The organism is Sulfurimonas sp. (assembly GCF_041563035.1).
In the GTDB taxonomy this organism is placed as follows: domain Bacteria; phylum Campylobacterota; class Campylobacteria; order Campylobacterales; family Sulfurimonadaceae; genus Sulfurimonas.
The window spans coordinates 40,291-63,962 of record NZ_JBFFNS010000008.1 but is presented as its reverse complement, the minus strand read 5'-3'; the positions used below and the strand labels follow the sequence as shown (position 1 = coordinate 63,962).

Genomic DNA, 23,672 nt, shown 5'->3' with positions numbered 1-23,672 from the left:
TAAGGTTATATTATGAAAAACTTTTTATCTCTAACTCTGCTTCTCATTCTCTCTTCTTTAGTTCTTGCTAACGAGAGTAAGGTATGTCAAAAGTGTCATCCAATCATTTATGAAGAGTACTATGAATCTTCTCACCGCAAGGCTTCAACAGTAAACAATCCTATTCATAAAGCGATGTGGGACAAGCACCCAAAAGGTGCAGATGGATATAGCTGTGCAAAGTGTCACTCTCCAAGCGATAAGGAGCTGATGAAAACAGGCCTTTTAAAAGATAACAATATTCAAAAAGAAGAACCTATCTCTTGTGTTTACTGTCACACAATTAAAGATGTCCAAGAAGGTACTCACTCAAATAAAAATATAACAACTAACAAAAACAGAGAGTTTTATACTGCCGAGGCTGACAAAAAAGGTTCAGCAAAAGCAGAATACAAAACAAAGACTTCATGGTTTGGACTTGTTAAAGAATCAAGTAACTCACCTTTTCATAAGATAGACTATAACAATGAAAACTACTACAGCGGTAATGTTTGTATGGGGTGTCACTCACATACAAATAATGAGCATAGCTTTGACATAACGATGCTGGATGCTATGATAGATAAAAATGATAAAAACACATGTGTAACTTGTCATATGCCTCAAGTTAGCGGAACAAAAGTAACTCTAAATGAGACTAAGACACATGCTTATCACGGCATCGCTGGCATCTACCATATGAATAAATCTATGGGTCAATATATTGATTTTAAGATTGATAAAAAAACTGAAGGATTTAGTGTAAATGTTATAAACAAGTCTAACCACGCTCTTTTTGGACAATCATTTAGACAAGGTGTACTAAAAGTAGAAATAGATAGAACTGGTAAAAAAATCTCTCTTGAGCCATTTATATTTACAAGAATTATGGGTAAAGATGCGAAAGAGGTTATGCCTTGGAATGCGAATGAAACACTAAAAGATACTTTAGTATATGCGAAAAGAGAAGTAAGTTTTAAAGAGTCGTTAAAATCAGGAGACAGAGTAACTATCATCTTAGGAGTAAAGAGAATCTCTAAAGAAGCAGCTGCAAAACTAAATATTGAGAATAACAAAGAAGCAACAAGACTTAGAATACTTAAAACTGAGTCTTTTGAGTTCTAAGCTTTTATTACCTGATTTCTGCCAGCTTTTTTAGCCTTATATAGAGCATTGTCTGCTCGCTTCATAACAGCAAAAGGGTCTTTGTCTTTTTGGCTGTTTTGAGTTATTCCAGCTGAGACATTGATAAATATCTTTTTAGTGCTTTTTTTGTTTCTAACACTAAAAGGTGTAGTTGCTATTGCTTGTCTTAAAGCATCTACATGGACAAATGATTCTTCACTATCTTTAGATGGAAATAAAATCACAAACTCTTCTCCACCATATCTATAAGCCTTACCGCCACCGCTGACTTCTGAAAATTTTGAAGCTACCATCTTTAAGACTTCATCACCGGTATCATGCCCATATGTATCATTGAACTTTTTAAAGAAGTCTATATCACACATTGCCAGAGAATACCTTCTTCCAAGCTTTGCCATATCTTCTACTAAAGCTCTACGACCAGGTAGTGCTGTTAGCTCATCATAAAAGGCAAGCCTATATGATTCACGGATAAGAAGGATAAAAATAATAATTGCAAAAGACAATAAAGAGACTTCAGTAGCGTGTGGTGTCTTTAAAAAGTATAGACTAAGATAGAAAGTTATAAGCAGACTCAAGAATGTGGTGCTATACATAAGATAACGACCAAAAAGGATTAAAGCACTCATAACAAACAGAACAAAAATTCCTATTGCTACGGAGAGATCTTTTAGAGGGTAAAAATTAGCTGCAAATAGTTTTATGTTAAAGTAGCCTTGAATAGGCTCTTTTGGATAGTAGATAAGAAATAGAACTACTCCTATTTCTATAACAAAAAAAGCAATTTTTAGTATACCCCAAAAAGAGAAAAGTCCTCTCTCTTTTAAAACCAAAAATATTAATAAATGTATTGGATATAGCATAGATGCGTACAAAAACAGCAAGGTAGCTTTTTTAGCACTAAAATACTCAAAGCCCATATATACAAGAATAAGAGGTATTATTACAAATATAAATCTATTGCGGTTAAAGTGCCAAGATACCCATATGATGAGAAGACTCAGTCCATAAAAAAGGTATGGAACTATATCAAACAGTATCTCGGGTATTTTATGAGTATAGTGAATAACAATAGCGAAAACGGCTGTTATAAAGAGCGGTATCAGTAAGTTTAGAGAAATAGCCTTGATTGGATTCACGGCTATTCTTTATGAAACTCTACGATATCTTCTTTACTCTCTACTTTATGCTTAGTCTTGTCAAAAGCTTTTTTAGCCTCTTCTTCGTTATAGTTTCTACACTCTTCGGGCATAATGGCCTGAGGGTCAGATGCTATCTGATCACACATGCTCGCATTAAATGTAATGTTTGAACATCCGCTAAAGATAAGCAGTGTTGCTAAATAATATTTCCACATTTTTACTTCTTTTTTACTATAAGATCTAGATATTTTGTAGGAGTAACTTTCATCATCTCTTGTGCCAACCAGCGAATCTGAAAGAATGCGGCACCACTCTCTCTAAGAGTGAAGTAGTTTTTCAGACTTCTAAGATTGAAAGTTACAACCATATCTACTTTTACATTGTCAGTGATGATATGCTTAAAGGCATCTCCGACATTACGCTTCTTTTTACCTGCTTGAAGGGCGTCAAACATAGCTTGCGAGTCACCCTTGAACTCTTCTAAAAACTCAAGTGAACTTTTTGCTATAGATATCTCATCAAAGTTTTCTACCTTTGTCTGCTGATAAGCTAACTTATCAAACATCGCTGAAATTTCAAGCCTGTTATAACCTTCATCACAAGTTACGAACATATCAAAACCTAAGATCTTCTCTATAAAGAACTCTTTGTCACCTTGAGATGCAACAAAAGCATTTATGATAGAACTCATCGTATAACGAGTACTTCTAACACTGATGGCTTGGATTCGGTGACGGGCATGTTCCTGAAGAACGCCTCTTGAAGTCCCACGAACTAAAAAGCTAAGGTTTGCATGCTCCAAGATGCTGTGGTGAAAATATGTCCAAGCCAAATCACCTAACAGGTTTGACTCTTGGATATCATTTATATCATCACACATCTTGGCATCTGGCATATTATCTTCAATGTAGTTTATAACTTCATTTTCACTGTTTGAAAATGAATCATAACAAGTTCTTGCCGCTGTTTCAGCTACACCGATTCCAGTATCTTGAAGTAAGACTACCTCTGGTTTAGAATATTCAATGCCGTACATATTTTCCATAGCTTTTTGCCCTAAGTTGATTTAATGTTATTTTACAATAAATAGCTTGCAAAGAGTTAATAACTCTTTGGAGATGCTACTATCTTGAGATGCTAAAACCTATTCCAACTTTATTTATGTAGTTATCATAATCAATTAAGCTTTCATATACAAGAACAGATCTTCTCTTCCAAAGATTGGATAACTGTAGTTAGCTTCTACCAGATTACTAAAAAGTATAAATGATCTTTCAAACTCCGTTGAAGATATAAGCGATACTACCAAAAATAGCACTGCTTAAAAGCTGTTTCATCTTTAGAAAAAGCTTTTAAGCAGGTTTACTGCCTTATCTACATCATTTCCTGAGATGCCAGAATCATCCTCTACTTCTTCTATCTCTTCGGGTTCTGCTTTTTTAGCAGGAATAGCTTTTGAAGGATTCCAGTTTTTCACATTCTTTTTTAAACTTTTGTAGCTAATCCAACCTTTTTCTGCCCAGCCTTCAAAACTTCTTCTCCAGTCTTCTCTGTGCATTCTTGCCATACTTAAAGTTGCATTGTTTCCCAGGTATACATCCATTCTTTGTTGATTTGTATTTCTTGAGTGAATATACATCGCTTTGTTACCGCTAACATCAAGATGTTCTTGTTTGACAATACTGCTGTTACTTCCCGCATAGTCAGTCTGATCATCAATTAATCTTTGTACCACACCATTATTTTTATCATCCAATATCAAAGTTAAAAGAATTATGTCATCATTTTCTATTGACTCCATTATTGCTACTTCTGTTATTTGACCAAGTGCATTCTTTTTACAGGTAGCACTGTCAACCAAGAAAGTACCAGTTCCGCCTTTGTTAACATAGAGTGCCGGTTTTAAAACTACTGACTCACCTGCTATATTTCCACAACATGGATTATCATAACACGCTAATGTATCAACGGTTCTTTTTCTTTTCTTTGTTACCCTCTTAGGAGGTGCACTTCTTCTATTTCTATCATTAAAAGCTTCTCTAGTATTTGTAACCTTTGGTAGTTTATAAACATTACTTGATAAGCTTTTACTCTTAAATGACTCTAGTTTCATTCCATCAGCTTTGATAACAACATAACCCTTTTTCATCTCAAAAGGGTTGTCACCTGAAACCATACCACCAGTCATATCGGACATAGAATTAAACATAGCACGCATAGTTTTTACAACATTCTTATCACTTGTAACTACTACTTTTGTCTCATAATTTTTACCGTCTTCTTTACCCTTGACAATCCACTCTTCGCCTTTTATACCGCCAACATTTACTCTTTTACCTGTTTTCTTGATTGTAAATTTTGGCTTATCACGTTTTTCGGCATACATAGAAGGATTGAATCCCATCTCTTTTGCTTTAGCTTTCATTTCGTTAACATCAACTACATTAACACCTTCTTCCCCGTGTGAGACAAGATAGGAGTTTTTCTTTATATAATAAATCTCTACTTTTCCATCTTCAGAATTAGTAACCATTTTAGAAGTAGTCGAGTCTTTATACATAAACTCCATTATCTGACCATCCATATTGTATTTAACAATATTATCCGCTTGTAACAATGTCACTATTGCCACTAAAGCAATTTTTGCAAAACTTTTCATTTATAATTCCTTTTAATTAATCTTTACTAATGTGCACTCAAAAAAGTCATCAAGATATTCTTGAGCTACAAAACTTACATTCTTATTCACACTTTTTCTCTCAAATGGATCTCAACCTACTTCTTTATAAACTGCGTTTGGAGTTTTTAATATATGCTCCTTAACCTCTTTGAGTTTAGATTCTTTTGTAACAGTTGGATGTTCAAGATTAAATGGGAGGGGCTCAGATGCTAAAATTATGAATGATGTTAAAAGAAGTGTAAGCAGTCTAAAAAGGTTTATTAGTTCATCCTCTATATATTTTATATCTAATTAATTTTAACTAACAAATTATAATAGACATCTTAATATATAGGCTTTTTTACTTTTGTACTCCATCTAATACTGGTACAAAGTCACAAGCCTCTAACTCAGTTGCCTGAATAGATGCACCTCTCTTTTTAAAACTAGTGATAATCTGTTTGTTAGCAACTTCCATAGGAGCTACAAGTATACCACCATCTGCGAGCTGATCAAAGAGTTTTTGAGGAACTTTTTTTGTAGATGCGGAGAACAAGATTCTGTCGTATGGAGCGTACTGTATCCAACCGTTTTGTCCATCATCTGTTCTTGTATGAATGTTACTTATCTTTAACTCTCTAAAGCGTGATTTTGCCTCTATCATCAAAGATTCGATGCGCTCTATGGTAAATACACCACGGAATAGATGCGAAAGAACTGCTGCTTGATAACCGCTTCCACAACCTACTTCTAAAACTCTGTCAGCGCCTTTTGGTTCAAGATACTGAGTCATCTTTGCAACTGTCAAAGGAGAACTTATCCACTGAGCTGAACCCATTGGCAGTGCGTCTAGCTTATAAGCATTATGCTTAAAACCTGTCGGTACAAACTTCTCTCTGTTTGTGTTAGCTATGGCTTGTTTTACTTCATCACTGAGGTTAAATTTCTGGTGGCACTCATTTGCCAGTCTCGCTGTTTTTGTTGCTGTAATTCTGTCCAAGTTATTTTATTCCCACATCCATATATCTTCTCATAACACTGATCTCTCTTTTACTATATTCCACCTCTAAGCAAGGCTTATTCCCGTTTCTATCTACTTTTCCGTGAGGAGTGATTATTCCACTCATTTTAGTACATTCAGCATCTAGAGAATCACTCGCTACTACAAAACATTGATTCATAATAGCCAGAGCTTGTGTCAAGTTTTCAAAGTGCTCACTCCTTAAAACTCCCCACCATGATGGCACTGCTATCACATCTGCACCTTCGAGTCTTTGCCAAAGATCTTTAAAACGAAGCTCAAAACAGATAAGGATACCTATTTTAATGCCATCAACTTCGACTATCTCTATAGGGTCATCAGTTCCTTCGCTCATGTACTTATGCTCATCACCAAAACGAAAGAGTCTCGCTTTTGCTCTCTCATAGACTACTTTACCATTGTGAAAGATCTTAGCAAAGTTAAAAACCTCACCATCACGTCTCTCCATCATTGTTAAAATGATTATTTTATTGTGTGACGCTTTTTTTATCGCCTTATTAGCTACATGAGCAAATTCTAGGGCTTCATCAAAATTATCGTAGTCGTAACTTGTAAGACAGACTTCAGGCGCAACGATAATAGACTTCTCAGATGCTTGATCTATAAGTTTTAGTAGTGTTTGCAGGTTAGTGTTATAGTCAGGGGTTACTGTATCAAAGAGAAGTGAGCAGAGTTTGTGCCCGCTCTCTTTATTTGCGTTATTTGAGTTAATAATCTTTCTCCAAAAATAAATTTAGATTACAATTATATCTTAACTCTATAGTAAAAAATAACTCGCTAAAAACAAGGCTAACAGTTTTAATAGTGAGACTATACAAGTACCGATAATATTTCCTATCTGACAAGATGTACAATGCTTATACTGTCTACCTTCATATTGAGCATAAAAGAAATAGATAACAATAAGACCAAGCATTGAAGCCATGATATAGTTCTCAGTACTTACTAAAGTCGCTAAGTTCTCCTCGCTCACAAAAAAGCCGGCTATAACTCCAAGAAGTCCAAAAACAAAAAGAAACTTAAAAATTTGAAGTATTTTATCTCTCTTAAAGACTGTAGGGCAGTCATTTTTAGTAATAGCGTCTGTGCCAAACTCCAGTTTTGAGTCAAAAAGTTTTTGCTCCTCAGGATCTAGTCTAAATCTAAAGTGAGAACCGAATGTATAGTCTACTTTTCTCTGAAGTGTTATAGCTAACTCACCTTCAGCTTCTAAAAACTTTTGAGTAGCATCTCTATCTTCATACATCAGAATTATCTTCGCATACCTCTTTGTCTTGGCACTCATTCCAGGAAAGTAAGCAGTAGTCTCTACAGGTTCAACACTGCCTTCTCTTTTTAAGACTCTTGGGTTAATAAGCTCTAAAAATTCTCCACCTTTTTTAACTACAATGATACTAAGAGGAGAACCTATCTGAAATGCTGCAAGTGCATCTAGGCTGTTCACTTCTATCGTGTCTTTTAGGTCTTGAATCAATGTGAATAACTCATCATTAAAAAATCTGACATTAGCACCAAACTCTAAACTTGGTGTTGTTGGATATTTTGTAATCTCTTTTACCATTTGTGACCTTCTTAATATAAAAAATTTACTTAAATGTCATAAGCGCGTAACCATCGTTTTGCAAGCCGATAGTATCTATGAAGCTATTAGGTGAAATATCAACGAAATCAACTACATCTTTTCTAGCTATTGCATTAGATGCTAGACTCATCGCACATACAATGACCTTAACACCTCTTTTTGTTACCAAATCTTTTAAATAATCATGTGCTTTTTGTGTATCTTCAAGATCCTTATCGGGAACTATAAAATCAAACTCTTTAGATATCATAGGTATGCAAGAGCCATGAAGCGTGATGGCAAAAGTTGCTTTGTCTCCGCGTTTTTCTATCATAGTCATAGTCTTGTCAATAAGCCACATACGAGTTTTTATATAGTGAGCATCTCCTGAACTACAATCAAATACTGCCTTGTACTCCCCAGCTTTAAGGGTTCCAAAAAGCATAAAAAATATGAAAATATACTTCATTACTGACCCAATGCAAAAACGTTTGAGAGAGTATTTATGTAGTTAAAGTAACCTGTAATAGCTACGGCTTCAATTATCTGTTCATCACTGTAACCCATATCTTTAAGAGCATCTATCTCTTCTTTTAAAACTTTATAGTTATCTTTTTTAGAAGCTCTTATACAGAAGTTTAAAAGTGCTTTTTCTTCATCACTAGTGTGAATGGCATCTACACCTTGAAGGACTTCTGCAATTCTCTCATCTGAGAGTCCAAGCATTTTTGCAATTCCCTTATGTACATCTACGCACATCTTACAGCCGTTCTCTACAGAGATCAGAAGTGCTATAGACTCTTTTATATCATAAGAAAGGTGTGTCTCATCCAAAAGATATTTTTGAATCATTACATCAGTTGCAAAATATACTTTTTCATCAATCGCTAAAAGTTTAAATATCTCACCAAGTTTTCCTGTCTTTTCAAGTATAGGTCTTGCTTTATCTCTAATCGCAGGACTCATATCTTCAAACTCGGGTAAATTAATATGTGCCATTATTTTCCTTCTTATCTTTTCATATGTTATATTCTGTTTAAAACGTTAACGTTAACTTAACGTTTTAAAATTATAGGATATAATTCTTATATCAGTATTAATAGGACTTATATTGGAATATAAAATATCAGAATTAGTAGCCCACACAGATGTACCAAAATCTACCATTTTGTACTACATAAGAGAGGGTCTGCTTCCAGAAGCTAAAAAACTAAAATCTAATGTTCACCGATACAACGAAGAACATATAGAGTTAATTAAATATATTAAATATATGAAGCAAGAAATGGGTAGCTCAAACGAGCAGATAAAGACAGCTTTGCAACACAAAAATCAGTCTCTCTCTAGCTCATTTTCGATGCTTGCACCGCTAATGCAGACTCTTAGTGATATTCCTGCGGGTACGAAACACTATACAAAAGAAGAGTTTTTAGAGCATTACGGCTTTGAAGGCGCACTCTTGGATCAACTCTTAGAAGAGGGCATACTTATGCCATTAAGCAGTGATGATTTTACAGATAAAGAAGCATCTATCATTAGACTAGTAGAGAAGTTTCAAGAAGTCGGAATTGAGTGTAGTATCATTAAACAGTATGTACACCACGCAAAAGCTCTATCGGAACTTGAACGTCAGATACAAGGTCAGTTATGCAGTGTAAGAAGTGATGAAAACTTTTCAACACTATGGAAGATTATGCTGGATACACTCTTTAATGCTAAAAAGTATATCTTTAGTCGCTACACCCATAAAGTACTATTTCAAGCACTTAAGGATGAGATAGCTAAAAACGACTAAAAGTCGTCATCGAAACTAAGACTACCTTTTGAGTAGTTAGTTACAGTTCCTTCAAAAAAGTTTGTTTTTTGGTCATTAAATTTTGCGAAGTCATCAACCCATTTGATCGGGTTTTCAACATTGTAAAGTTTTTCGAATCCTACAGAAGTAAGTCTGTCATCTGCTAAGAACTTGATATATTGCTCAACAATACTATCTGTAAGACCAAGAATCTGACCCTGAGTAATATATTTACCCCACTCAGCTTCTAATTTTACAGCCTCTTTAAACATTTCTATAACTTCTTCTTTTAACTTATCTGTAAAAAGGTCCGGTCTCTCTTTTCTAAGAGTATTAATAAGATTTTGGAAAAGTACAAGGTGTGTAACTTCATCTCTTTGGATAAAACGAATCATCTGAGCAGATCCAAGCATCTTACCTGAACGTGCCAGAGTATAGATGTAAGTAAATCCACTATAGAAGTAGATTCCTTCTAGAATCTGGTTTGCGAAACATGCTTTTACAAAGTTATGCTCTGTCGGGTTAGCCGCAAGTTCTAGATAAACTCTTGCTATAGCATCATTTTTACCCTTAAGCATCATATCACGACGCCAAAGATCATAAATCTCTTCAGAATTTGTTGAGATACTATCAACCATAACAGCATAAGATTGTGAGTGAAGAGCCTCTTCAAATGATTGACGGACCAGAATAAGGTTGATCTCCGGAGAAGTAATATAAGGATTTACATTGTCAATAAGATTATTTGTTTGCAGTGAGTCCATAAAGATTAACTGTGAAAGTGCTTTATCATAAGCTGTTTTTTCATTCTCTGTTAGATTTTTGTAATCATTTACGTCACGAGTCATGTCTACTTCTTTTGGGAACCAAGTATTATTTAGCATCATCTCCCAAAGATTATATGCCCACTGATATTTTATATTATTTAACTCAAAAATACCTGTTGGGTCTCCACCAAATACTTTTCTGTCATTTACATTCTCTGTTGAGTCTGGATTATATATATTTTTTCTGTTCATAATGACCACCAATTTTATAAAGTCTATCATTATAGCCATCTCAATATTTCGTTTTCATAAATTTTATAAATGTTAGATATTATTTCAGTATGAGCAACTTATTCACACCTACTTTTTTACTAAAAAACAAACATGTACAGACTCTGTATATGTCTCTATTTAGAAAAATTCCTACTCACAGTTTTGATATTCAAAAGTTTGAACTTAGTGATGGTGATTTTATAGAGTGTTACTGGTATAACAAAAGAAAAGCTGAGTCTAACAAACCAATTGTTTTACTTTTTCACGGCCTGACAGGTTCTTTCAAATCTCCTTATATATTGGGGACAATGAAAGAGTTGGACAAAAACGGTTACGATAGCGTAGTTGTACATTTTCGAAGTTCTTCGGGAGTTATGAATAAAAAACCAAACACCTACCACAGCGGTAAAACTGATGATGCAATGGAGTTTATAAAGAGTCTACAAAACAGTTATAGCAACTCAAAAATCTTTGCTATTGGTTACTCTTTAGGCGGCAATGTTTTACTAAAATTATTGGGTGAAACTGCAGATGCTTCTCCAATAACTGCAGCCGTTTCTATTTCTGCACCATTAGAGTTAGATATTTGTTCAGACAAAATGAACCGTGGATTTTCAAGAGTTTATCAGCATCTACTTCTAAAAGATTTAAACAGATCACTGGAACAAAAATATAAAACACACGATATGAAATCCTTAATCAATCTAGATAAAAAGGATGTTAAAAAACTCTCTACTTTCCGAAAGTTTGATGATGCTTATACTGCACCAATTCACGGCTTTGCATCTGCACAAGACTACTACACAAAATCAAGCTCAAAACAATTTTTAAAATATATCAGAACTAACACACTTGTTATTCACGCTATTGATGATCCTTTTACTACACCAAAAGTACTTCCTAATAAAGATGAACTTTCACAGTATGTAAAACTTGAAATTTATCCAAACGGTGGACATGTAGGTTTCATAGAAGGTAGCTTATTAAAACCTAAATACTGGCTTGAAGAAAGAATCATCAATTATTTCCATGAGTTTGTTTAATCCTATTTCTTTTATAATAAACGGATACACAAAAACAAGGGAACCACTTTTGCAAAGCAAAATATTTCTTTAGTCGCCTTAGCGGCACAAGCGAAGATAGAGGTTCCCTTAATTTTATAAAATAAAATTAAGGAGCAAAGTATGAAAATGTTTATATCTTTCATACTATTAATCACTACTATGAATGCAATGGATTTAAAGCCTTGGAAAGGCAAGATAGACCAACTTAGCGAAAGAGAAAAAAATGTACTTATTCACAAAGGTACAGAACCACCTTTTAGCGGTAAGTATACAAATGAAAAATCTAGCGGTGTTTACACATGTAAGATCTGTGATACGCCACTTTATAAATCAGGTGACAAGTTTGACTCAAACTGTGGTTGGCCAAGTTTTGACGATGCAATCCCTGGAGCTGTAAAAAGAGTTCCGGATGCTGATGGAAGACGTGTAGAGATAGTTTGTGCTACATGTGGCGGACATCTTGGTCATGTTTTTGAAGGAGAAGGTTTTACTGCTAAAAACACGAGACACTGTGTAAACTCTATCTCAATAAAACTAGACACGACACCTGAGAAGAAAGATGACACAATGAGTTATGCATATTTTGCTGGTGGATGTTTTTGGGGAGTTGAATACTACTTAGAAAAACTAGACGGTGTAAAAGAAGTACACTCTGGATTTATGGGCGGACATGTTAAAAACCCTGGCTACTATGATGTTGTAGCAGGTAAAACTGGTCACCTAGAAGCTGTTGAAGTTATCTATGACAAAAGTAAGATTTCTTTCGAGCAGGTTGCAAAGACTTTCTTTGAGATTCATGATCCAACTCAGACAAATGGTCAGGGTCCAGATATAGGGTCACAGTACCTATCAGCTGTTTTTGTAAATAATGATAATGAGAAAAACACTATTCGTAAACTTATAGCTCAACTTGAAGTAAATGGTTTTAATGTCGCAACAAAGATACTAGACAAACAAGAATTTTACAAAGCCGATGAAGGTCATCAAAATTATTACAACAAAAAAGGCTCTCTACCATACTGTCATGGTTACAAAAAGAGATTTTAATATATAAGTTTGAATAATATAGTTTCAATTATTTAATAATTATTGTAGAATGTCTTTAAAAGCGCTTTCTGGAGACATTCTACTATGCCATTTAAACTCTCTGACCTCAAAGAACACAACTCAGAATTACTAAAACTTTTAACTCAACAACTGCCCGATATGCTATGGGTTAAAGACTTAAATGGTAAATATCTATATGCTAACAAAGCAATATGTGATGGTCTTTTAATGGCAAAAGACACCGATGAACCTATTGGTAAAGGCGATGTCTTTTTTGCCCTAAGAGAGAGGGAATCTCATAGTGACAAACCAAATTGGCATACATTTGGTGAGTTATGTTTTAACTCTGATCAAGTTGTCATAGAGAATGGTGAAGCTATGAAGTTTGAAGAGTATGGCAATGTTAAAGGTGAATTACTCTATCTAGAAGTGTATAAAGCCCCTTTTTATGATGTAGATGGGAAAACAATTGGTACAGTGGGTGCCGGTCGCGATATTACAAATCTCAAAAAAATACAACTAGATCTAGAAAAAAATCTCAAAATACTTGATGAACAGAGAGAACAGTTAGAATATCAAGCTAACCATGACTCACTAACTGATCTACCAAACCGTGTCCTATTTATGGATAGGCTTCAACAATCAATCAATTTAGCGCAAAGATACGATAATAAAGTAGCTGTATTATTTATAGATTTAGATCACTTTAAAGAGATAAATGACTCTTTAGGTCACGGCGTAGGTGATAAAGTTTTAATTGAAGTAAGTCGCAGAATAAAAAATCAGATGAGAAAGTCTGATACACTCTCAAGACTGGGTGGAGATGAATTTTGTATCATACTTAATGATATTATCGACATAGAAGATATGTCAGATATCATTTCTGGCGGCATGGAGATTCTTAAAAAGCCTATAGAAATTGATGGACATACTTTATATATAGGTATGAGTATAGGTGTTTCTGTTTATCCAAGTGATGGCAACAGTGCATCTACTCTTTTAAAAAATGCAGATGCAGCTATGTATAAGGCCAAAGGTGATGGAAGAAATACTTACTGTTTTTATGATGAGGCAATGACCGAGAGAGCTTTTGAGAGAGTATTTTTAGAAACAGCACTTAGAAAAGCTCTTGAGGAAGATGAACTTGTTGTATATTTTCAGCCACAGATAGATGCTAAAGAAAATAAATTAGTTGGTATGGAAGCTCTTGTTAGATGGGAGCATCCAACAATGGGCTTTATCTATCCGGATAAATTTATTCCTCTTGCTGAGATTACCGGGATGATAGTAGAGTTAGATAGAATAGTTATGAAAAAAGCACTTACTCAATTTAAAAAATGGGATAAAGCTGGTCTCAATCCTGGAAAACTTGCACTAAATTTGGCTATAAAGCAGATAGAAGAAGATGATTTTATAGAGTTTGTTGAAAATATACTTGATTGTGAAGAATGCTCATATAAAAATATAGAGTTTGAACTAACAGAAAATCAGATTATGAATAACCCTGAAGCCTCTATAGAGACTCTACAAAAACTGAGTGACTTAGGAATTTCTATTGCTATAGATGACTTTGGAACGGGCTATTCTTCACTAGCTTACCTTAAAAGACTCCCTATTAACAAACTAAAGATAGACAGATCATTTATTAAAGATCTACCTCAAGATGCTGATGATACAGCGATAACAAAGACTATTATCAGTCTTTGTAGCAGTTTGAACCTCAAGGTAATCGCTGAAGGTGTAGAGACTGAGGAACAGAAAAATTTTATCTTGAAAAACGGTTGTCAGTTTATTCAAGGTTATTATTATTCACGTCCTTTATCTATAGAAGATATGACGAAGTTTTTAACAAACAAAGATACAAATTAGGATAGTTATAGTCCCATTTTCTTATCATTCAATTGTAGCTATATTGTTCTTATTTTGAGAAGATTAAATATATAATATAAGTTATACTTATCGTTATTTAATATTTCTTTTATCACATGTTAGATAGAATCATTAATAAAATATATTTATCTTTCTATAAGAAAGTGATTAAAAGGATATTAGATGGGATTATTTTCAAACTCTGGTGTACCAGTAGCCGACTATGACAAGTTAAAAGAAGCCAATGAAACACTACACAATGACAATACTGCTTTACATCATCGTATAAAAGAACTTGAGAATGAACTGCATTCTAAATCTAAACAATCAACAAGAAGTACCGCAGATAGCCTTATGGAGATGCAAAATGAGCATCTAAGATTAAATCTAATGGACATCCAGGGAAATATGGCTGAATCTGTAAGTGCATCTAAGGAATCACTTAACAATACGGATAGTTTGGTTGAAAGTATTTCTGACATAAGTGAAAAGACAAATAACGTTGTTGCAACTCTTGATAGATTAAATGAACTATCAGACACCTCTATGCATACTGTTCACGGATTAGCAGCAAGAACAGATGATATTACAACTATTTTAGCACTAATTAAAGACATTTCAGACCAAACAAATCTTCTAGCACTTAATGCGGCCATAGAAGCAGCTCGAGCAGGAGAACATGGTCGTGGTTTTGCCGTGGTTGCAGATGAAGTTAGAAAACTTGCTGATAGAACAGATAAAGCTGTTAGTGAAATTAATATATCTCTTCAGAGCATGAAACAAGATGTAGATAGTATGTCAGAGCAGTTTACAGAGATTCAAGAAGGTATAGGTGGTTCAAACGAACTTATTACAGAGCTAAATTCTTCTCTTGAAGATGATGCAACGCAGATGAAAGAATCATTTAAAACAATAGGCTTTACAACAGATCGTATCTTTATGTCTTTAGCAAAACTTGACCATATACTATGGAAAACAAATACGTACTACTCTGCCGCTACTAAAGAAGAGAAGTTTAAATTTGTTGATCATCACAACTGTCGTTTAGGTAAGTGGTACAATGAGGGTGAAGGTAAAGAGGTATTCTCTCAAACTCCATCATATCCTAAACTAGAGACTCCTCATGCTACAGTACATAACGGTACACATAAAGTTTTTGATCTAATAGCTGAAGAGAATATTGATACAAATGCATTAGTGGCGGCATTTGCTGAGATGGAGAAAGGAAGTAATGAAGTATTTGCAATCTTGGATAAAATACTTCACGACAAAGATTAGTCTTTAAATATATTTTCATAGGTTTGAAACCTATGAAAATATAGAAAGATAGCTACTATTTACGAGAGTTTCTTTTTCTCTCATTCTCAGTTAAGAATTTTTTACGAATACGAACAGCTTTAGGAGTTACTTCTAGAAGCTCATCATCTTCAATCCACTCTAACGCACGCTCTAATGACATATCTCTAAATGGAATAAGCTTGATAGCTTCATCAGCTCCAGAAGAACGTACATTTGATTGAGCTTTACCTTTAATAGGATTAACAACTAAATCGTTTGAACGTGAATGCTCACCAATTATCATACCTTCGTAAACCTCAGTTTGAACACCTATGAAAAGTACACCACGATCTTGAATACTAAATAGTGAGAATGCCAAAGTAGAACCAGGAGTCATAGAGATAAGTGCACCATAAGATCTTGATTCAACTGTACCACTAAATGGACGGAACTCTAAGAAAGAGTGATTCATAATACCTTCACCCTTAGTATCTGTTAAGAATTGTCCACGGAAACCGATAAGTGCACGAGCAGGAATTTCAAACTCGATTCTTTGGAAACCTTGACCCATTGGAAGCATTGATTTCATCTCAGCTTTACGTTTACCAAGACGTTCAATAACACCACCAGATAATTCTTCAGGAACATCAATAACTAAATGTTCAAATGGTTCACATTTAACACCCTCAATCTCTTTAACAATTACTTCCGGACGAGAGATTGAAAATTCAAAATCTTCACGACGCATATTTTCAGCAAGTACTGTAATTTGAAGTTCACCACGACCTGAAACTTTAAATTTACCTTCGCCAACAACTTCAAGTTTCATCGCAACATTTGTATTCATCTCAAACTCAAGTCTCTCTCTAAGTTTGTTAGAAGTTACATGCTTACCCTCTTTACCAGCAAGTGGAGAATCATTTACAGCAAAAACAACTGTTAAAGTCGGCTCTTCGATGTGCATAGGGTCAAGTGGCATTGGATTAGCCGGATCACAAATAGTATCTCCAACATCAACTGTTTCCATTCCAGCAAATGCAACAATATCACCAGCTTCAGCTTCTTGAATTTCCATACGGTTAAGACCAAGAAAACCAATAAGTTTAGAAATTTTACCCTTAACAAATTCACCATCAGCTTTTGCAAGCATGATATTGTCACCTTTTTTTACCGTACCGTTGAAGATACGAGAAATCCCTATCTTACCAACATAATTATCATAGTCTAGTGTAAATACTTGTGCTTGAGTATGATTATCTTTGTCACCTTCTGGTTCAGGAACATGCTCTAAAATAGCATCAAAAATACACTCGAAGTTTCCATCAGGATCACTCATATCCATTTTTGCCATACCATCGCGTGCAGCTGCATAAATAACTGGGAAATCTTGTTGATCATCAGTTGCACCCATTGCAGCGAAAAGGTCAAACATTTCATCTACAACACGTTCCGGATCAGCAGAAGGTTTATCAATTTTGTTAATAACAACAATAGGTTTTTTACCTAACGCTAACATCTTTTTTACAACAAACTTTGTTTGTGGCATAACACCTTCATAAGCATCAACAAGTACTAAAACACCATCTACCATTTTAAGTACACGTTCAACTTCACCACCGAAGTCAGCGTGACCCGGAGTATCAATAATGTTAATCTTGTGATCTTTATAACGTATAGCTGTATTTTTAGAAAGAATCGTAATACCACGCTCTTTTTCTAAATCATTACTATCCATAGCTCTTTCATCATGTGCTTCATGAGCGCCATATGTTCCTGACTGCTCTAGTAGTCCATCAACTAGTGTAGTTTTACCGTGGTCAACGTGTGCAATAACTGCAATATTTCTAATCTTTTGCATTAATACTTCTCCATAGATACTTTTCAAACTTTATAAAGAAGTAATACACACTTCCTATTTATATGAAAAATTTTCGCGATTATACCTAAAATAATGTTATATCTAGCAAAATCTATTAATATACTTTTAAATATCTACACATGTTATAATAAATATACTCATATAAATTGATATAATATATACATAAAGTTTCATTAGTCAAATAAATACTAAAATATGCTTTATGTCATATTAATAGTATAAATCAAATAATTGAGTCAGATATGATTGAATATCCAAATTTTTTAAATAAAATCTTTGATAAACTAGAAAAAAATAATGCTAGAGTAATCATTATTGGTGGATTTATTAGAGACTTTTTACTAAATATTGAATCAGACGACATAGATATTGAGGTATATAATATCTCTTCTTTTGAAAAATTGGAAAATATTTTAAAAGAATTTGGAAGTATCAACAGAGTAGGAAAAAGTTTTGGAGTGTGCAAACTAAAAATTGAAAACTATGTTTTGGATTTTACTCTTCCTAGAATCGATTCAAAAATAGCATCTGGACACTCTGGTTTTGATATAAAAATCCAAAAAAATCTCGATTTTATAGATGCTTCAAGAAGAAGAGACTTTTCTATGAATGCAATAGGCTATGATGTTCTAAATAAGACTTTAATCGATCCATTTAATGGGATCAATGATTTAAAGGAGAAAACCCTAAAAATGGTAGATGCAAAGACTTTTGTAGAAGATCCATTAAGAGTTTTAAGAGCTGTTCAATTTTGCTCCAGGTTCAATTTAAAGATGGATAAAGAGCTATTTCTGCTTTGTAAGCGAATGATAGAAAAAAATATGCTCTCAGAACTTGCTAAAGAGAGAATTTACGAAGAGATAAAGAAAAACTTACTAAAATCCAAGAAGCCGTCTTTAGGTTTTACGCTCCTCAAAGAACTAGGTGCTTTAAAATATTTTCCAAGTTTAGAAATGTTAGAAGACGAGAATTGGTCACGTTCTATGAATGCTATAGACAAAATTGCAGGATTAAAAATAACTAACAAGCGAACAAACGAAGTTTTAATGTTAGCATCTCTATGTTATGGGTTCACTTCATCTGAAGTTCAAGATTTTATATCTAAGCTCTCAAATGATAAAGCCCTATTAAATAGCATTATAATACTTCAAGATAATTTAAAGACTATTGTAAAAATTTGCTCAAAAGAGATTAACGATTATGATCTTTACAAACTGGCTACTAAGGTAAATATAGAAGAATTGGTAGTCTTGTCTGAAGCCTTATTTGGAATTGGAAAAATAATTGCAACCAGAGCACAAGAATTAAATATTATAAATAAAAGACTACCTGCTATTTTATTAGGAAGAGATTTAGTTTCATATGGAATAAAGCCATCTAGTGAATTTTCTGTAATACTAGATTCGGCATATGAAGCACAGATGCATGGAGAATTTTTTTCTAAAGATGAGGCTATAAAATGGTTAAATAATTATCTACTTAACCACCAATAAAATCCATTTTTCTTTGTAATTCACTTTTTGCATTCATATTATCAATAGCTAAAGTTATAGAATCTTTAAATTTTGTACAATATATCTGCTTATTTTCTTTGTCATATTTTTGAATAATATCTCTTGATTTATCTAAAAATTCTGTTACCAGCTCTATACTGGTAACAGTGACTTTTTTATTTGTTAATACACTTATAATTAGATCAAAACCTTTTTTGATTTTACTGTCATTATCATCAATATCAATATATCTTTTAGATGTTTTTTCATCAACTTCTAATAATTTATGAAGAACTTCAATCAAACCTTCCTCATTTACCGGAAAGTTCGGTACTCTATTGTTTATATAGGCTCTCATATCTGTTAGATTCATTTTTGAAATTCTGTCAACTAACTCTCTATTTTCCTGATTATCAGATGAACTACTTTTCATCTTACCAAGCATTTTCGAAAACATTTTATCTTCTTTATCAGGTTGTTAGGAGGAAAAATACACTCCTATAATTTAGAACTATCTATTTCTATTACTGTGTGGACATTTCCACGTGGGTTATAATCGGCTACAATCTTCATATATTTAGGTTTTATTTTATTTTCTAGTGTTTCATATATCTCATTTGCGCTATTTTCATGTGATACATGTTTATCTCTAAAAGAATTTATATATAATTTCATCGCTTTTAATTCAACTACCCACTCGTTTGGCGTGTATTCGAGATATATTGTTGCATAATCAGGATATCCACTTCTTGGACAAAGACAAGAAAACTCCGGAAGAGTCATTTTTATAAGATAATCTCTCTTGTGTTGGTTTGGCCATATCTCCAAATCTTTATCTACATCAAAATCATTAACTATTTTTTCGCCATATTTCATACTGTTTCCTTTTGTTTAATTTTCATATTTTTTTTCAACAGGAGCCATAAAATTTCCCTGTATATAATCTATTTTTAGATTTTTTGCTTCATCTTTTATATCTTGTGATTCAACCATTTTTATCCATGTTTTAACACCTTTATTGTGTGCCATAACATTAAAGCCCTTTATAATGCTATTATACTTTTCATCTCTTATATCTTTTGTATAAAATGAGTCATATCTGACAATATCTATATCTAGGTCTCTTAGATATAAGAAGCTTGTATGAATAGCCCCTAGCCTATCTATGGCTATAATAACACCCATATCTCTAAGTATCTTTAAAGTAGAGTTGTATTTATTGATTTGTGGATAATAGTGTGATTCACTAAGTAAAAATATCAATCTGTTTTTTATATCTTTTTTAGATGCTAAAAGTTCTTTTGCCTTAAATATAAAACTTGGGTTTCTTAGTGAACTTGGGGATATATTCATGGCAAAAATTTCTTTAGAGTCTGCGCAGCAATTAACTATGTTTTGTTCTAATATCATCAAGTCAAAATCAACCATTAATCCAAGTTTATCAAGAACTTTCATATATGTTTTTTGATGGATTATTTTTCCATCAGGTGTTTTTAATTTTACAAAACACTCTTTTATAACACACTTCTCATCTTCAAAAACATCTTGAGTCATGACAATAAATGATTTATCTTTAATTGCATTTATCACAAATGATTCTTGCTTCTGTGGACTTATTTCTTCAGAATTTTGAAAAAGTAATTTTTGATTTCTATTTCTCTCTTGAACTTCAAAAAGCTTTTCTATTAGATACTCAAGTTCATCTGAAAAAGTTTTATCAGTTATTGCTCCACTGATTTTTACCTCTATGTCATCTACAATAAATTCATCACTCTTAAGACACAACAATTCCAATATAGTTTCATATTGATGCTTTGAACCTTTTAATCCTATAACAAAATCTCCACCTTTTATATGACCCATCGGAAAATTTGTTATATCTTTACTTTCAAGATATTTTCCCACCCATGAAACTACTTTTTTTAGTACTTTATCTCCATTTTTAATACCATAACGACTATTTATATCACTAAGATTATCTATACTTATTAGAACTAGTGTATATTCATTATTAGCCTTTATCTCTTTTTTTAAGTGCTCATATAAATATTCTCTTGTAAATGTTTTTGATACAGCTTCTGTAATTCTTATATCAAAACTTTTATAGATAATGTAAAAAATGAAGTATATGCTAAATGTTAAAAGTAAAATTACTTCTACATAAAATGATGTATCTAAGCTTTCATAACTTGTGATTAATCTATGTGAGACTAAGATAATAACTAATGCAAAGATGGGGAGTCCCATTCTAAGCGCTAGTTTAAAGCGGTACTCTCTTTCTTTAGTTTGTGGAAGTAACATTTGAGTACCGATCTGACTTTATACGTTAAACATCTAAGTGTTTAACATCTTTAGCATGAGTTTCTATATAGTTACGACGAGGTTCAACTTCATCACCCATAAATAGAGTAAATGCATCAGATGCAACTTCAGCATCATCAATTGTTACTTGAAGTAAAACACGATTTTCAGGTGTCATTGTTGTTTCCCAAAGTTGATCTGGATTCATTTCACCAAGACCTTTATAACGCTGGATATATGCACCTTTTTTAGCATATTCATTAATATCCTCAAGAACTTTTAATATATCATCTTCAAAACTTATATCCCACTCTTGAATTTTTCTAAAAACAAAACTTGCTTCATTAAAGTGAGGAGCTGCAAATAAATCATCATTTATAAGTAACTCTTCCATACCATCCTTTGTTTGAACAAAAATATGAATCGAATCATCACTTATACTTTTAGTTAATATATTATTTCCAGAATCAGTTAAAAAATTTTCAACTTCTGTATACATATTTTTGATATCTAAACCTATTAAGTCTGGATTTTCTATAAAATGACGAATTAGATCAACTAGTGCATATCTACGTTCTAATGCAACAAGTGAACCTCTATAATGATCAACCATTCTAAAGTATGAGATCAAGTCATTATTACCAACACCTTCAACTTCTAAAGATTCAATACCATTTTCAATCAGGTAGTCATTCATCTGACGATCATCTTTAAAATAGATTTCTTTTTTACCTTTTTTATAACGGTAAAGTGGTGGTTGAGCTAGGTATAAATAACCTTTTTCTACAACATCACGGAAATGTCTAAAGAAGAAAGTCAGTAAAAGAGTCTGGATATGAGAACCATCGACATCAGCATCTGTCATGATGATAAGTTTATGATAACGAAGTTTATCTTCATTATATTCTTCACCTATTCCACAACCCATAGCTGTAATCATATTAGTGATTTCATCAGATTTTAAGATCTTTTCTAATCTTGCTTTTTCAACATTTAGAATCTTACCTTTAAGTGGTAAAATTGCTTGGAATACACGGTCACGACCCATTTTAGCTGAACCGCCCGCAGAATCCCCTTCCACCAGATAAAGTTCACAAATACTTGCATCTTTACTTTGACAATCAGCTAGTTTACCAGGAAGAGTACCAACACTCATTGAATCTTTTCTACGAGTAAGCTCGCGAGCTTTTTTAGCAGCCTCACGACCGCGAGCAGCCATCAGAGATTTTGAAACTATAGCTTTAGCTTCTAAAGGGTTTTCTTCAAAATATTTAGAAAGTAATTCATAAGTCTGTTTTTGAACCAATGGTCTAACATATGTATTTCCGAGTTTACCTTTTGTCTGTCCCTCAAATTGAGGTTCGGGAACACGAGCAGAAACAATGGCAATAAGACCTTCACTTGCATCATCACCAGAAATTTTTATATCTTTTTCTTTTGCTGCACCATTTTGAGTGTTGTAGTTAGAAATAACACGAGTAAGCCCAGCTCTAAAACCAGCTTCATGTGTACCACCGTTTGGGGTACGGATATTATTTACGAATGATGCAAGTTTTTCTTCATAAGAGTCATTATACATAAGTGCAATATCAAATTCTATATCTTCAATTTTTGCTGAAAACGAATAAACTTGAGCTACTATCTCTTTTTTATTCATATCTGCAACATACTGAGCTATACCACCCTCAAAATGATACTCTTCTTTTTTATCTGTTCTCTCATCTTCAAAAATAATAGTTATAAAAGGATTAAGATATGCTAACTCTTTAAATCTTTTTGATAAATAATCGTATTCAAATGTTATAGTTTCCGTAAATATGCTTGGATCTGGTGAAAACTCAATTGTAGTACCAGTTTTACGAGTTTTTCCTACAATTGCTAATGCTTCTTGAGGAATACCTCCTTTAAAATTTTGTTCAAAAATCTCTTTTTCTCTGTGAATAGTCATTTTAAGATCAGCTGAAAGTGCATTTACAACAGAAACACCAACACCATGAAGACCACCAGAAACTTTATAAGTATCTTTGTCAAACTTACCACCGGCGTGAAGAACTGTTAAAACAACTGTAGCTGCTGACATTCCTTCTGTAGGATGCATATCTGTTGGAATACCACGACCATTATCAGATACTCTACAAGTTCCATCTTTAGTCAGTGTTACATTAATAGTATCACAATGGCCAGCCATTGCCTCATCGATAGAATTATCAATAACCTCATAAACTAAATGATGAAGACCTCTATGACCTGTATCACCAATGTACATACCAGGTCTTTTTCTAACAGCTTCTAAACCTTTAAGGACTTTAATATTACTAGCACCGTAATTTTCCATTAA

General features: G+C 33.3%; 22 protein-coding genes and 1 pseudogene. 8 read left to right on the top strand and 15 right to left on the bottom strand.

Translation table 11 applies throughout. The features are described 5' to 3' along the window. The first annotated feature begins 12 nt into the window (after nucleotides 1-12). A complete protein-coding gene (locus ABZC13_RS07305; protein ID WP_373001856.1) occupies nucleotides 13-1,143 on the top strand; it encodes a multiheme c-type cytochrome in 1,131 nt (376 codons plus the stop codon). On the opposite strand, the gene ABZC13_RS07300 is transcribed toward ABZC13_RS07305, so the two are convergent. The 9 genes from ABZC13_RS07300 to ABZC13_RS07260 form a co-directional block, all read right to left on the bottom strand. Then, on the bottom strand, nucleotides 1,140-2,303 hold the full coding sequence (locus tag ABZC13_RS07300) for a diguanylate cyclase (RefSeq protein WP_373001854.1): 1,164 nt from the start codon (nucleotides 2,301-2,303) through the stop codon (nucleotides 1,140-1,142). The two genes, ABZC13_RS07305 and ABZC13_RS07300, sit on opposite strands and share 4 nt — an antisense overlap. Nucleotides 2,304-2,305: 2 nt before the next feature. Beyond that, complete coding sequence (locus ABZC13_RS07295) at nucleotides 2,306-2,521, bottom strand: hypothetical protein (RefSeq protein WP_373001852.1); 216 nt, start codon at nucleotides 2,519-2,521, stop codon at nucleotides 2,306-2,308. Between the two features lie 2 nt (nucleotides 2,522-2,523). Then, nucleotides 2,524-3,351: an FAD-dependent thymidylate synthase gene (locus ABZC13_RS07290; RefSeq protein WP_373001850.1), complete on the bottom strand. Its 828-nt coding sequence runs from the start codon at nucleotides 3,349-3,351 to the stop codon at nucleotides 2,524-2,526. A gap of 294 nt (nucleotides 3,352-3,645) precedes the next feature. Further along, nucleotides 3,646-4,965 carry a hypothetical protein gene (locus ABZC13_RS07285; RefSeq protein WP_373001848.1) on the bottom strand — a complete coding sequence of 440 codons (1,320 nt, stop codon included), beginning with the start codon at nucleotides 4,963-4,965 and terminating at the stop codon, nucleotides 3,646-3,648. 361 nt (nucleotides 4,966-5,326) lie between these two features. Further along, nucleotides 5,327-5,965 (bottom strand): protein-L-isoaspartate(D-aspartate) O-methyltransferase, encoded by a 639-nt coding sequence (locus tag ABZC13_RS07280; RefSeq protein ID WP_373001846.1) that lies wholly within the window; start codon nucleotides 5,963-5,965, stop codon nucleotides 5,327-5,329. 1 nt (nucleotide 5,966) lies between these two features. Then, nucleotides 5,967-6,719, bottom strand: coding sequence for a carbon-nitrogen hydrolase family protein (locus ABZC13_RS07275; protein WP_373001924.1), 753 nt, complete (start codon nucleotides 6,717-6,719; stop codon nucleotides 5,967-5,969). Nucleotides 6,720-6,764: 45 nt separating this feature from the next. Continuing rightward, entirely contained in the window at nucleotides 6,765-7,568 is an 804-nt protein-coding gene (locus tag ABZC13_RS07270; protein WP_373001844.1) for a peptide deformylase, read from the bottom strand. 25 nt (nucleotides 7,569-7,593) lie between these two features. After that, nucleotides 7,594-8,037 carry a DsrE family protein gene (locus ABZC13_RS07265; protein WP_373001842.1) on the bottom strand — a complete coding sequence of 148 codons (444 nt, stop codon included), beginning with the start codon at nucleotides 8,035-8,037 and terminating at the stop codon, nucleotides 7,594-7,596. Then, entirely contained in the window at nucleotides 8,037-8,567 is a 531-nt protein-coding gene (locus tag ABZC13_RS07260) for a carboxymuconolactone decarboxylase family protein (RefSeq protein WP_373001840.1), read from the bottom strand. Before ABZC13_RS07260 ends, ABZC13_RS07265 begins: the two co-directional genes overlap by 1 nt. A gap of 112 nt (nucleotides 8,568-8,679) precedes the next feature. Here ABZC13_RS07260 and ABZC13_RS07255 point away from each other — a divergent pair, with 112 nt between their 5' ends. Beyond that, the gene (locus ABZC13_RS07255; protein ID WP_373001838.1) at nucleotides 8,680-9,363 is read left to right on the top strand and encodes a MerR family transcriptional regulator; all 684 of its coding nucleotides are present in this window, start codon (nucleotides 8,680-8,682) and stop codon (nucleotides 9,361-9,363) included. Here the strand turns inward: ABZC13_RS07255 and ABZC13_RS07250 are convergent. After that, nucleotides 9,360-10,382 (bottom strand): ribonucleotide-diphosphate reductase subunit beta, encoded by a 1,023-nt coding sequence (locus ABZC13_RS07250; RefSeq protein ID WP_373001836.1) that lies wholly within the window; start codon nucleotides 10,380-10,382, stop codon nucleotides 9,360-9,362. The two genes, ABZC13_RS07255 and ABZC13_RS07250, sit on opposite strands and share 4 nt — an antisense overlap. 89 nt (nucleotides 10,383-10,471) lie before the next feature. Between ABZC13_RS07250 and ABZC13_RS07245 the strand changes: the two genes are divergently transcribed. The 5 genes and pseudogenes from ABZC13_RS07245 to ABZC13_RS07225 all read left to right on the top strand — a co-directional run bounded on the left by ABZC13_RS07245 (nucleotide 10,472) and on the right by ABZC13_RS07225 (nucleotide 15,661). Further along, nucleotides 10,472-11,446 carry a hydrolase gene (locus tag ABZC13_RS07245; RefSeq protein WP_373001834.1) on the top strand — a complete coding sequence of 325 codons (975 nt, stop codon included), beginning with the start codon at nucleotides 10,472-10,474 and terminating at the stop codon, nucleotides 11,444-11,446. A gap of 216 nt (nucleotides 11,447-11,662) precedes the next feature. After that, entirely contained in the window at nucleotides 11,663-12,514 is an 852-nt protein-coding gene (locus tag ABZC13_RS07240) for a bifunctional methionine sulfoxide reductase B/A protein (protein WP_373001922.1), read from the top strand. An 84-nt stretch (nucleotides 12,515-12,598) separates the two neighbouring features. Then, nucleotides 12,599-14,383 carry an EAL domain-containing protein gene (locus ABZC13_RS07235; protein WP_373001832.1) on the top strand — a complete coding sequence of 595 codons (1,785 nt, stop codon included), beginning with the start codon at nucleotides 12,599-12,601 and terminating at the stop codon, nucleotides 14,381-14,383. Between the two features lie 183 nt (nucleotides 14,384-14,566). Then, nucleotides 14,567-15,232, top strand: a pseudogene (locus tag ABZC13_RS07230) (methyl-accepting chemotaxis protein); the annotation flags it as partial. Nucleotides 15,233-15,274: 42 nt separating this feature from the next. Then, nucleotides 15,275-15,661: a CZB domain-containing protein gene (locus ABZC13_RS07225; RefSeq protein WP_373001920.1), complete on the top strand. Its 387-nt coding sequence runs from the start codon at nucleotides 15,275-15,277 to the stop codon at nucleotides 15,659-15,661. Between the two features lie 55 nt (nucleotides 15,662-15,716). On the opposite strand, the gene typA is transcribed toward ABZC13_RS07225, so the two are convergent. Then, a complete protein-coding gene (gene typA / locus ABZC13_RS07220) occupies nucleotides 15,717-17,519 on the bottom strand; it encodes a translational GTPase TypA (RefSeq protein ID WP_373001830.1) in 1,803 nt (600 codons plus the stop codon). Between the two features lie 263 nt (nucleotides 17,520-17,782). On the opposite strand from typA, the gene ABZC13_RS07215 reads away from it, so the two are divergent. After that, complete coding sequence (locus ABZC13_RS07215; RefSeq protein WP_373001829.1) at nucleotides 17,783-19,033, top strand: CCA tRNA nucleotidyltransferase; 1,251 nt, start codon at nucleotides 17,783-17,785, stop codon at nucleotides 19,031-19,033. Here ABZC13_RS07215 and ABZC13_RS07210 read toward each other — a convergent pair. From ABZC13_RS07210 to gyrB, 4 genes are read right to left on the bottom strand one after another with little or no spacing between them, the layout of a single operon-like run. Beyond that, entirely contained in the window at nucleotides 19,020-19,490 is a 471-nt protein-coding gene (locus ABZC13_RS07210; protein WP_373001827.1) for a hypothetical protein, read from the bottom strand. The genes ABZC13_RS07215 and ABZC13_RS07210 overlap by 14 nt on opposite strands. 41 nt (nucleotides 19,491-19,531) lie before the next feature. Further along, nucleotides 19,532-19,909: a preQ(1) synthase gene (queF, locus tag ABZC13_RS07205; RefSeq protein ID WP_373001825.1), complete on the bottom strand. Its 378-nt coding sequence runs from the start codon at nucleotides 19,907-19,909 to the stop codon at nucleotides 19,532-19,534. 15 nt (nucleotides 19,910-19,924) lie between these two features. Further along, complete coding sequence (locus ABZC13_RS07200; RefSeq protein WP_373001823.1) at nucleotides 19,925-21,334, bottom strand: EAL domain-containing protein; 1,410 nt, start codon at nucleotides 21,332-21,334, stop codon at nucleotides 19,925-19,927. Between the two features lie 25 nt (nucleotides 21,335-21,359). Then, on the bottom strand, nucleotides 21,360-23,669 hold the full coding sequence (gene gyrB, locus ABZC13_RS07195) for a DNA topoisomerase (ATP-hydrolyzing) subunit B (RefSeq protein WP_373001821.1): 2,310 nt from the start codon (nucleotides 23,667-23,669) through the stop codon (nucleotides 21,360-21,362). Between the last annotated feature and the right edge of the window lie 3 nt (nucleotides 23,670-23,672).